Genomic DNA, 11,186 nt, shown 5'->3' with positions numbered 1-11,186 from the left:
AAATCATGTACAAATAAATCGAAGTGGGATATACTAAAACACCTACCAAGGTTGGACGGGGGAGATGGCATGGCAGCGGGTGAGAGAAAGACTATACTGAACCTTCCATTGAAGCTGATCCTTACTCAAGAAGGCTCGACTTTTTTCATCCGTCAAAACAAGAAGCTTCTGAAATTCAAGCTCGCGGACAATGTGGAGGAATACGGGATTTCTCTCGACCAGTTCACTCCGGCGACTGTTCAGCGTCTTCTGCTCATCGATTACATCTCGAAAATAGAAATTTCAAAGCCCGAGTTCATTACTTCGCGCCAGGAAACGATGGATTTGTCGAAGCTCATCGTGTATTCCGTTTTATATCGACAGTACGACGCCTATATTTTCCATCAGGTTCTCAGCTCCGATGTGATTAAAAAATGGAATCGGCTGAATCCGGCGAATATTATCGACGAAAAGACGCATATCAACGAAAATTTCCTGAGAAACGTCTTAAAAAAGAATGAAAAGATTATTTTCGAGGCGAAGCAGGAAATATTATCTCCCTTGTACACCTTTATTAATAAAAATAATTCCCTGCTTCCCGAAGAAAAAAATATTCAGCTTCTGCTCAGCGAAAAATTTATGAACAATCTACGGCCGTTCACCTGGTTCATCATCACGAAGTTCAAGGATGCCGACGGCTTTGAATCTATCCTTCGCACTATACGCTCTGCCCTGACCGAATATATGGACAAGGCGAAGATCGCCGAATACATCTCGCTGATGCTCATGGAGCTGGTGGTGAACGCGGAGAACACCAATCTCCGCAAAGAAGTAAAGAATATGTACAAGGGGACGGTCGATCCAAATACGGTCATGTTCGATCCCAACATCAGGAAAAAGGTGATCGCGGAGCTTGAACGCAAGCACGAGCTGGTATTCGTGTCCTGGAAGCTCGGAGGCGGCAGCACCTCGATCGGAACGCAGGGTAAACTCCAGATCACCCTGTACAACAAGGACGATCAGTCCGAGCAGGTTCGCGAAACCATCAACGATAAAAAGAACGCGGATCTCAAGCGGAAGTCCCTCATCGATTTTTACAAAGAAACCCCCGACGGCGAGGAAGACACGAACCTCGGCATGTACTATCTTTCGTATTTGAGCGAAGCGTGCGATAAGGTAAATGTCAAATTTGAATCAATGGCGAATCAATTCAGGGATTCGGATTTGACCGTCATCAATCTAACCTTCTTTTTTTAGGATTATATGCATTCGGCGGTAAAAACTCCCGTTTTTCTGGTTCTCTCTGTATTCTCAATTATTGCAACGGCCTGCTCTCAGGGAAATCCTGAAATCCGCTCCTCCTCCTGGCAGGTGTATCGCGACCAGCAGGCCGACGGGTCTTTCGTGGAGCGGCTGTCTCTCTTTGTTTTTTTCGAGGACAGCGACGGCGAAGCCGATTTTTCTTCGTTGACTCTTTTTCACGACGAAACAGGCCTGCAATGGACTGTTCCGGCTCAGGAAGCTCAGGCGAGATTGCGCTGGAAGGATCGCTGGGTCGGTTCGAACCGCCTTCTGGGGCCGGGAGGACTCTCCTTTCCGACCGGCCGGTATACGCTTAGTTTGACAGACCTTGCGGGAAACGAATCCCTGTCGAATTTCGATCTCGCTCCGCCTGATTTTCCGGAGCGTGCTCCCATGAGTTTCCGCATCGAGGGAGATAAGTGGATCATGGAAAAGAATCCCGATTCGCTGCTTTTTTCCCGTTTTTATCTTTTTTTATACGATTCGGCCGATGTTTTGCTGTATTCATGGCGCATTCCCGACACCGCCGCGAAGACGACCGTCGAAGGCCGGGTCGCCAGTTTGAAGTCTCTGTCCTCGAAGGCCGAGACGGTCCGCTGCTATGTCGAAAACTCGGGAAGCACGGCCGGGGTATTGTTGACACCCCTTAAAATACGGTAGAATCGGTGCTAATTATGGAAAAAGATAATTCCAAGAGCGTATTGTATCCTCAGCAAATTCATACGTACGTTTTGCGCGCAGGCAGAATGACGGAGGCCCAGAAAAGGGATTACGTCATTCATTCCGCCCGCTGGTGTCTTCCGTTCCAGGAGCGGATATTAAACTTGACAGATATTTTCGAAAATACGGCTCCGGTCACGATAGAAGTCGGCTTCGGCATGGGCAAGGCAACCGCCATAATCGCCGCTGAAAACCCCGACCGCAATTACCTGGGCATCGAAGTCCACCGAGCCGGGGTCGGCCGGCTTCTCGGTGAAATCGAGCGGCGGGGCCTGTCGAACCTCAGAATCATCGAACACGACGCCCTGGAAGTATTGACGCACATGATTCCCGACTCGTCCATCTCGGCTTTTCACGTCTTTTTCCCCGATCCCTGGCCCAAGAAACGCCATCATAAGCGGCGTCTTGTCCAGCGGCCGCGAACCGATTTGTTCGCGTCCAAGCTCATGCCCGACGGCTACTTCTACATGGCCACAGACTGGGAGGAGTACGGCGAGGAAGCCTGGCAGCAGCTCGCGGCCACGCCCGGACTGCAAAGCATGTACGAAGGATTCGCTCCTCATCAAACCTGGCGGCCGGAGACGAGATTCGAAGAGAAGGGCATCAAGGCCAATCACCGGATATGCGAATTGATGTTCCGGAAGCTTCCCGGGGAGGACTGAATGCCTGCGCGGAGTCCGAGGGCGGCCGAGCTCGAAGCCTTGGTGCGCTATCATCAAGACAAATACTACAACGCGGAGCCTGAAATCCCCGATCACGAGTTCGACTCTCTCTGGGATGAACTTCGCTCGATAGAACCCGATAATCCGCTTTTTTCAGAGGTAAGCCCGGAATCAACCGACGGTTTTCCAAAGGCCGCGCATGTGATCCCGATGGGGAGCCAGGAAAAAGCCGCAGACCCGGAATCCTTTTCAGCCTGGGCGAAAAAAATGAGCTTCGATCTTTTTTTCGTCCAATACAAACTGGACGGAGCGAGCCTGGAACTTCAGTATTCAAAGGGCGTTTTTTCGCGCGCGGTCACCCGCGGCGACGGAAAAATCGGGGACGACATCAGTTTCAACGCAAAAAAAATGAAGGGCGTCGTCCATGTTCTTTCCGGAGACTGGGGTCCTGAGGGGAAAACGCCTTTTACCGGAGGCGTCCGGGGCGAAGTAATCATGACGCGCGACGTTCATGCACGTTATTTTCCCGACAAGGCGAATTGCAGGAACGCCGCGAACGGGCTTATGAAACGCAAGGACGGCGCGGGCTGCGAGCATCTGCGCGTCATCTGCTACGACGCTTCGTCTTCCGGCGCTTCATCGGATGACCCCTTGTTTCGCAGCGAACAGGAGAAGCTCGAGCGGCTGAAAAATGCCGGCTTCGATACGGTGCCCGCTGAACTCTGCCGGGGAGACCTCGAAGTGATCGCGCACCGCTCCCGGGTCATGGACATGAGGCCGTCTCTTCCCTACGATATCGACGGACTGGTAGTCAAGGGACTCGATATAGATTACGCCGATCTGGCCCGTTCTCGGCCTGAAAAACAAATAGCCTTTAAATTCAGCCTCGAAGAGGCCGTGACCGTTTTGCGGGAGGTCGAATGGAGCGAATCGGGCGCCACCTATACGCCGATAGCGATAATCGATCCTGTTCAGCTCGCAGGCACGACGGTGCAACGGGCAAATCTCGCGAATCCGAACATAATAGCTTCGCTCGATCTGAAAATCGGGAGCAGGGTTGTCGTCGTAAAGCGGGGTGAAATCATTCCCAAAATCGAATCCCTGGTCGAAAATCCTCCTGATGCCGCTCCCATCGAGCAGCCGGCCTCATGTTCCTCCTGCGGAACTGCGCTCGCGGACGAAGGCACCCGGCTTTATTGTCCCAATGCCTTATGCCCTAAAAGAATTCATCATCGATTGGAAAAATGGATTTCCGTTTTGGACATTCGCGATTTCGGAACCGGATTAATCCGCCGTCTTTTCGATTCATCCCGCGTCCGCTCGATTCCGGATTTGTATACCCTGACGGAGGAAGAACTCTCCTCGCTCGAGCGCATGGGCGAGCTGAGCGCGGCGAAGGTGCTCAAATCGCTGCGTTCCCGTCCCGAGGTGAGCCTGCCCGCGTTTATCGCGGGTTTCGACATCGAGGGCATCGGGGAGGCCATGGTCGAAAAACTGGTGGAAGCCGGCTTGGATACCATTGATAAGCTTTTTTCCGCCTCGGCGGAAGATTTCTCCCGTGTGCGCCAATTCGGGCCGATCATGGCGAAAGATTTCTTCGAAGGACTCGCCTCGGTCCGCCTGGAGATGGAGAGATTGCTCGAGTCGGGGGCTGTTCGCATACTGCCGCCGCTTGCGGGCGGAATTCTGTCCGGCCTGTCCTTTTGCTTCACCGGCGAACTTTCCTCCATGAAGAGGCCTCAGGCCGAGCAGAAGGTGAAGGATCTGGGCGGAATTATTAAAACATCCGTTGTTAAGGGGCTTTCATATCTGGTAACCAACGATCCTTCGTCCGGCTCCTCCAAGAACCGAAAGGCCGAGTCTCTGGGAATCCCGGTCATCGGTGAAAAAGAGTTCCTCGCTCTCTTGCAGGACGGTCCTTCAACCGCGGGAAGCCCGGCGGCGCCGCAGATGGAGCTGAACCTATGAACCGGTTTCCGGTTCATATCCGTCTATCCCTCGTTTTGATTGCATCCGCGCTCTGCATCGGCGCAGTCGCCGGACTTGCGTCCGCTTCGCTTTTCTGGAACGGCTCGCTGGAGAAGCACCTTCCGTCCGTCGCCATGGAGGCGGGCCGCCTGCCGGTCGGCATAACCGTATTCGGCCGCTCGAGCGACACCATAAGCGCCCGGCTCACGATCTACAATCCTGTGGGCGAAATCCTCGGAACCGTCGAGCGATCCTGGAGCGGTTGGGAATTGGTGTTGGACTGCATCGTGGTGGGAACGGGGAACGGGTGGCTCGTTTTTCCGTACACGCTCTACAGCGACGAATCGAGTCCTGATCGGGGCGTAAACCTGTTGAAGATTTATAATCGAAACGGATTCCCCGCAATCTGGGATAAGGGGGCTCTGCAGCAGGCGGAAAGAAAATCCCTGTCTCGCCTGTTTTTCATCGTCCGGACGGAACGATGGATGCCCCGCATCCTCGGAAGCCTCCATCATGAGCGCGTAACGATCCGTTCGTTCGAACCGGGAATCGAATACAGCCTGTTTGCCGCTTCGTCAGGGCGTTTGGAGTGGCGGCCGTTTTAGAATCTTCGTTTTTTTGTGGCCTCCCTTTTGAAAGGCCCTGCCGAAATCCTTTTTTCCGTCATTCGTCTACGGTGAAATTTCCTATCTCGAGCGAAACCTCGCAGATTCCTTCCTTGTTCTGCTGAGCCAAAGCGACGACCTCGCTGACCGCCTTATTGATTTCCGCGGTGCCGACGGTCATCTCATCCATGCTTTCCTTGATCTTCAGCGAGATGGCCACTAGTTCCTGCATTTCCGAAAGTATCGCTCCGCTTCCCTCGCGGATTTGGTCTGACCGCGTTTGCACGCTCATCGTCTCGTCCTTCATTTTTCCCAAACTTTCGAGTATTCGTATGTTCCCGACGGATTGCTCCTCCATGGAGATCTTGATCTGCCGGTGCTCTTCGGTAACCGTCTCGACGGAGGTTCTCACGGCGTTGAAGGCGTCTCCCGCGTCCGTGCTGCTGCTGACCACCTGATCGATCGACCGTTTGAGCTCCTTCAGATCCCGGGAGATCGTTTTTGATTGAAGAGCCGCGTTTTCGGCAAGCTTTCGAATCTCGTCCGCGACGACGGCGAAACCGCTGCCCGCGTCTCCGGCATGCGCGGCTTCGATTGCGGCGTTCATGGCAAGGAGGTTCGTCTGTGCTGCAATCGCCGATACGATCGAGTTCGCCGCGCTCAAGCCCTGAGACTGTTTTTCAATGACGGTAATCCGGTCTATTACGTCTTTAATCTTCGAATAGCCGGTTTCCGAGGCCGCCGTCAGACCGTTGAAGTGCGTCTCGTTCTTTTCCAGATTCTTCGCTACCGATTCGACGTTCGCCACCATCTGCTCGACGCTTGCGGAACTGTCGGTGATGCTTCGAACCTGCGATTCGATGCCCGATGAGAGTCCGTCTATATTGCGCGAGATTTCCTCAACCGTCGAGGTCGTCTCGGTGATTCCGGCGGATTGGTGGATCACCTGGGATTTTACGCTTTCAATGTTGGCGTTGATCTGGTACACCGCGGCCGACGTTTGCTCCATGCTGGAGGCGAGTCCTATGCCCACTTCTTCAAGCCGATGCACCGACCCGCGTATCGATTTGACGATGCGCGCGAGGCTTTCCAGGAAGCGGTTGAAATCCTTCGCGAGTTTTCCGATTTCGTCGTTTCCGGCGACGGCAAGCCGGTTCGTGAGGTTTCCTCCTCCTCCGGCTATTTCCTCCAAAGCGGCCCCTGCCTGGATGATCGGCCTGGACAGCGACCTCGCCAGGGCGAGAACCGCGAGGAGTATGAACGCGCCACCGGCCATGAACACCAGAAGCAGGTATGAGACGAGGGCGTTCGCTTCTTTCATCGTTTCAGGAAGAGGCACGACTGAACACACTACCCAGGGGTCGAAAATATTGCCGATGAATACCGGCACGAAGCTTTTCACCAGGTCGGTCGATACGGAGGATTTATATTCTTTCGTTTCCTGGGCGCCGGAGAGAATGTTTTCCCAGACGGGCGCTTCCTTTGGGTCGCGGAATTCGATCGCTTCGGTTCCGATTTTTTCTTCTATCGGATGATACAGGAGCGTCTCGTCCGCGTTCATCAGCTGCATATAGCCGGTTTCGTAGAGCCTGGTGTCTCCGATTATCCGCGAGAAGGCGTCGAGCCTCATTTCAAGCCCCACGGTTCCGATCACCCGTCCCCAGCGGTTCTTTATAGGCAGGACGAAGGTCGTCATCAACAGCGTCGATTCGCCGGTTATCAGCGTCCATGGCTTGAGAACGCTCTCTTCCGCGGACGAAATGCTTGCGTTGTACGCTTCTGTCAGATAGCCGCCGTCTCTGTATCCGTCGAGGAGGGATATTTTCGGGGTGCCGCTGCCGTCCCGCCTCCAGATGGGAGCGAAGCGCCCTGTTTCGTCATGCAGAAAGGATCCTGCGTATTCGCTGTCGAGTCCGTCGAAGGCGTCAGGCTCCCAGCAGGTCCAAATTCCGTAGAAACGCGGATTCCCGGCCAGAACCGCCCGCAGCAGTTCGTTTCCCTGGGCGCGGCGGATTTCCGCGTCTACGCCCATAAGCGACGCGAGGCTGTGAGCCGTTGTTCTTCCGATATTCACTGCGGCTTCGAGCTCGCTGTCGAGCATCGCCGCCTCCCGTTGCGTCAGAGTCGCCATGTACGCGAGCGCCATGGCCCGTGTATTGGCCCGGGCGCCTCTCCATACCATGAATCCGCTTATGAAAAGCACCGCCAGGACGGCTCCTCCGATAAAGAGGACCATTTTCGCGGTTAAACGCAGATTTGCGAAGATATTTTTCATCAAGACCTCCGGATGGGTTTGCACTAAAGTGTAAGAGCATTGTTTTATTATTGCGAATTCCCGTCTGCATCACATGATGAAACGGGCTTTCATTTTAGCGAGAACATCGAGGGCGTCTTCAGTTTCCAGCGGTTCGGCGGGTTCATGGTATTCAACCAGATTTTCCGGTATTTCCTGAAGGAAGGGAGACGGCGTGCATTCCATGACCCCTCCCATCTTCCGCCTTCTCTGGCAGCTCGATATGAACAGCTTGTCCCGGGCCCGCGTTATCGCGACGTAGAAGAGCCTGCGCTCCTCCTCAACGTTTCCTTCGCCTTCCTCAAGGCTTCTGGCGTGCGGAATGATTCCCTCTTCGCATCCGATGATGAACACGATCGGGAACTCCAGGCCCTTGGACGCGTGGATCGTCATCAGGTTCACCTTTCCCTTGTCTTCGTCGTCTTCCATATCGTCCCGGCTTATGAGCGTAATGCGGTTCAGGTAATCGTACAGCGATTTCTTGAAGTTGTCCGGATCCTTCTCCCAGGTCGAGATCGAATTGATGAGGCTGTCGATATTGAGGAATTTGTATCTCGCCGCTTTCTCGCTCTTCTGGTATTCCTGCACCAGATAGCTCCAGTAGTCGATCTCGTCGACCATTTTCTTCACCTTGGCGGAAAGATCCTTTCCTGAAAGCATGGTAGAGCGGTGCTCGGTGACGAAATTGATGAAAAGCTCAAGATCGACGCGGGTTTTCTCGGAAATCGGCGTATCGGCGGCCGCTACTAGGGCGTTCATCGCCGTCCAGAGAGAACAATGCTGGGCATTCGCCACGGCTGAAATATCTTCTATGGTTTTCCGCCCGATTCCCCTGCGGGGAGTATTGATGATCCTGAGCAGATTGATGTCGTCGTCCGGATTCGCGATCACCCGGAGATAGCTGATGACGTCTTTAATTTCCTTGCGCTGGAAGAAGCTCGTTCCTCCGGACATGACATAGGGGATGTTCTGCTCGAGGAAGGCTTCTTCGATTGCCCGCGACAGGGTGTTCGAGCGTATCAGCACGCCGAAATCAGCGTAGCTCCGCTTTTCCTCCATCCTGATTCCCTGAATGGATTCGGCGACGAAATCCGCTTCGGTCGATTCGTTTTCCGGAATGTAAATCTCGATCGGCTTTCCAGAACCGTTCCCGGACCAGAGCGCTTTTTCCTTTCTGTTGGTGTTGTTTTTAATCACTCCGTTCGCCGCGGCCAGAATCGTGCCGGTAGAGCGGTAGTTCTGTTCGAGCTTGATCTCTTTCAGTCCGGGAAAATCCTTTTCGAACATCACCAGGTTTTCGTAATTCGCCCCGCGCCAGGAATAGATGGACTGGTCGTCGTCGCCCACGACGCATACGTTGCGATCCGCGAGGGAATGCATGAATTGATACTGCTGGAGGCTGGTGTCCTGGAACTCGTCGACCATGATGTATTTATACCGGTCCTTGTACTTTGCCAGAACGTCGGGGTGTTCCCGGAAGAGTTTCAGGGGAAGGATGATGAGATCGTCGAAGTCGACGGCGTTATAGAGCTTCAGTCCCGACTGGTATTCCTCGTACAGCTGTTTGTACTGGTCGTTCGCGCCGTCTCCCCAGTGCTTCATGCCTGTTTTCACCTGGGAGATGAGGGTGCCGATCTTGTATACGTCCAGAGCCTCGGCCGTGAAGCCCAGATCCCGCCCGGTTTCTTTTATCAGCTGATTCCGGTCCACGTCGTCGTAGATGCTGAAATTTTCCCGCCATCCGAGCCGGTTGATGTCCTCGCGGAGAATTTTTACGCCGAAGGCGTGGAAGGTGCTCACCGTCAGCATCTGGAGTTTTTTTCCGGTCAACTGCTTTACCCGTTCGGACATTTCCTTCGCGGCTTTGTTTGTGAAGGTGAGCGCCAAAATTTGAGATTGGGGAATGCCCGAGTCGAGCATATAGGACATGCGGAAGGTAATGACGCGGGTTTTTCCCGATCCCGCTCCCGCGATGATCAATACGGGTCCTTCTATTGAAGAAACCGCCTCGTACTGTTCCGGATTCAATTCAGCCTGATAGTCGAATGTCATGGGATGCGGAGTATAGCATGGATATCCGGTATGGCAAAGCAGAAACGCCGAAAAGTGATAAATTTGGCGGGGAATAGAGCGGGGAAGGGTGACTCTCGTTCAATTAAATGGTATTATATGTCAGATATTATCATAAACTTCCGTAAAACGGAAAAGGATTTTCATGCAATCAAGAACTTCTGCCGCCAAGGCAGTCTCATCGGACGCTTCCGCGGCCCTTCCTCGCCGCCCTTCGGCATCCAGAACAACAGAACGACATTCTGCTCCCGGAACCCGGGACCACGCAATAGCACAGAGAACATCTTCTACAGAACGAGGAAGACGGGCATCGCCCGCCGCGAAGACGCCATCTTATTCCCAGCCGCGCCAGAGAAACGCCAATAACGCGCAGACCGCAGGCGCGCAGGGACGGGGAGGCCGCGTCAAACAGTACATTGACCCGTCAAAGTTCGTCTGCGAGGCCAAACAGGTTGTCCGCGACGATTACATCCCCCAGCACCGCTTCCAGGACTTCAAGGTCCATCCCAGGATCATCGAAAACCTGCTCGCGCGCGGATATGAAACTCCCACGCCGATACAGGACCAGACCATCGTCCAGGTGCTTTCCGGCCGCGACGTCACCGGAATCGCCAATACCGGCACCGGCAAAACGGCAGCCTTCTCGATCCCCCTCATCCACGATCTGGTCACCCACATGGACAACCGCCTCCTCGTCATGGCACCGACCCGCGAACTGGCTCAGCAGATCGTAGAGGAAATGCTGATTTTCTCGAAGGGCTGCGGCCTCAAGATCGCGCTCCTCATCGGCGGCGCGTCGATGAACATCCAAACCCGCGACCTCCGCGCCCGCCCCAGGATCGTAGTCGGCACTCCCGGCCGCATCAAGGATCATATCTCCCAGAAGACGCTCGACCTTTCCGGCTTCAACCGCCTCGTGCTGGACGAAGTGGACCGCATGCTGGACATGGGCTTCATTCGCGACATCACCGCGATTCTCTCGAAACTCAATCCCGACCGCCAGTCCCTGTTTTTCAGCGCCACGCTGGAAGGCGACACGAAAAACCTCATTTCCCGCTTCTCGAAAGATCCGGTCACCGTTTCCGTCCGCGTGGGATCGACCGCGGAAAACGTGAGCCAGGACGTGGTCTGGTACAAGGATAAGGACGACAAGATCGAGCGTTTGCACGACATCCTCATCGGAAACGGATGCGTTAAAACCATCATATTCGACGACACCAAGCGCCTCGTCGAGCGCCTCGCCAAGGAGCTCGACGCCCGCGGCTTCCGCGTGGACCGCATCCACGGAGACAAGAGCCAGGCCCAGCGCACCCGCGCCATCAAGCGGCTGAAAGCAGACGAAATCGACATCCTGGTGGCCACAGACGTCGCCGCCCGCGGAATCGACGTGTCGGACATCAGCCATGTCATCAATTACTCCCAGCCGAACACGTACGAAGACTACGTGCACCGGATCGGCCGCACGGGCAGGGCCGGAAAAACCGGATGCGCCCTGACCTTCCTGCCAAAATAATCGATCAACGCATCTAAAAATGGGCTGTTCCGCTGTACGACGCGGATCAGCCTTTTTTTTCGTCTCCCTTGAAA

The 11,186-nt window shown here is 54.5% G+C and carries 8 protein-coding genes; 6 read left to right on the top strand and 2 right to left on the bottom strand.

Going from position 1 to position 11,186, the window contains the following annotated elements; translation table 11 throughout:
* The first annotated feature begins 69 nt into the window (after positions 1 to 69).
* From K7J14_RS08930 to K7J14_RS08910, 5 genes are read left to right on the top strand one after another with little or no spacing between them, the layout of a single operon-like run.
* On the top strand, positions 70 to 1,236 hold the full coding sequence (locus K7J14_RS08930; RefSeq protein WP_230755427.1) for a hypothetical protein: 1,167 nt from the start codon (positions 70 to 72) through the stop codon (positions 1,234 to 1,236).
* A gap of 6 nt (positions 1,237 to 1,242) precedes the next feature.
* Positions 1,243 to 1,941 carry a hypothetical protein gene (locus K7J14_RS08925; protein ID WP_230755425.1) on the top strand — a complete coding sequence of 233 codons (699 nt, stop codon included), beginning with the start codon at positions 1,243 to 1,245 and terminating at the stop codon, positions 1,939 to 1,941.
* Positions 1,942 to 1,955: 14 nt separating this feature from the next.
* Positions 1,956 to 2,663, top strand: a complete 708-nt coding sequence (trmB, locus tag K7J14_RS08920) for a tRNA (guanosine(46)-N7)-methyltransferase TrmB (protein WP_230755423.1) — start codon at positions 1,956 to 1,958, stop codon at positions 2,661 to 2,663.
* Entirely contained in the window at positions 2,664 to 4,631 is a 1,968-nt protein-coding gene (ligA, locus tag K7J14_RS08915; RefSeq protein WP_230755421.1) for an NAD-dependent DNA ligase LigA, read from the top strand. It abuts the gene before it with no gap.
* Positions 4,628 to 5,236 (top strand): hypothetical protein, encoded by a 609-nt coding sequence (locus K7J14_RS08910; protein WP_230755420.1) that lies wholly within the window; start codon positions 4,628 to 4,630, stop codon positions 5,234 to 5,236. Before ligA ends, K7J14_RS08910 begins: the two co-directional genes overlap by 4 nt.
* A 58-nt stretch (positions 5,237 to 5,294) precedes the next feature.
* On the opposite strand, the gene K7J14_RS08905 is transcribed toward K7J14_RS08910, so the two are convergent.
* Both K7J14_RS08905 and K7J14_RS08900 read right to left on the bottom strand, forming a co-directional pair.
* Positions 5,295 to 7,511: a methyl-accepting chemotaxis protein gene (locus tag K7J14_RS08905; RefSeq protein WP_230755419.1), complete on the bottom strand. Its 2,217-nt coding sequence runs from the start codon at positions 7,509 to 7,511 to the stop codon at positions 5,295 to 5,297.
* A 69-nt stretch (positions 7,512 to 7,580) separates the two neighbouring features.
* Positions 7,581 to 9,581 carry an ATP-dependent helicase gene (locus K7J14_RS08900; RefSeq protein ID WP_230755418.1) on the bottom strand — a complete coding sequence of 667 codons (2,001 nt, stop codon included), beginning with the start codon at positions 9,579 to 9,581 and terminating at the stop codon, positions 7,581 to 7,583.
* Positions 9,582 to 9,744: 163 nt separating this feature from the next.
* Between K7J14_RS08900 and K7J14_RS08895 the strand changes: the two genes are divergently transcribed.
* The gene (locus tag K7J14_RS08895) at positions 9,745 to 11,112 is read left to right on the top strand and encodes a DEAD/DEAH box helicase (protein ID WP_230755417.1); all 1,368 of its coding nucleotides are present in this window, start codon (positions 9,745 to 9,747) and stop codon (positions 11,110 to 11,112) included.
* Positions 11,113 to 11,186: the final 74 nt, after the last annotated feature.

Origin of the sequence: Teretinema zuelzerae, from assembly GCF_021021555.1 — a bacterium.
Classification (GTDB): domain Bacteria; phylum Spirochaetota; class Spirochaetia; order Treponematales; family Treponemataceae; genus Teretinema; species Teretinema zuelzerae.
Note: the sequence above shows the minus strand (reverse complement) of the source record. Positions and strands in the feature narration are given on the sequence as shown.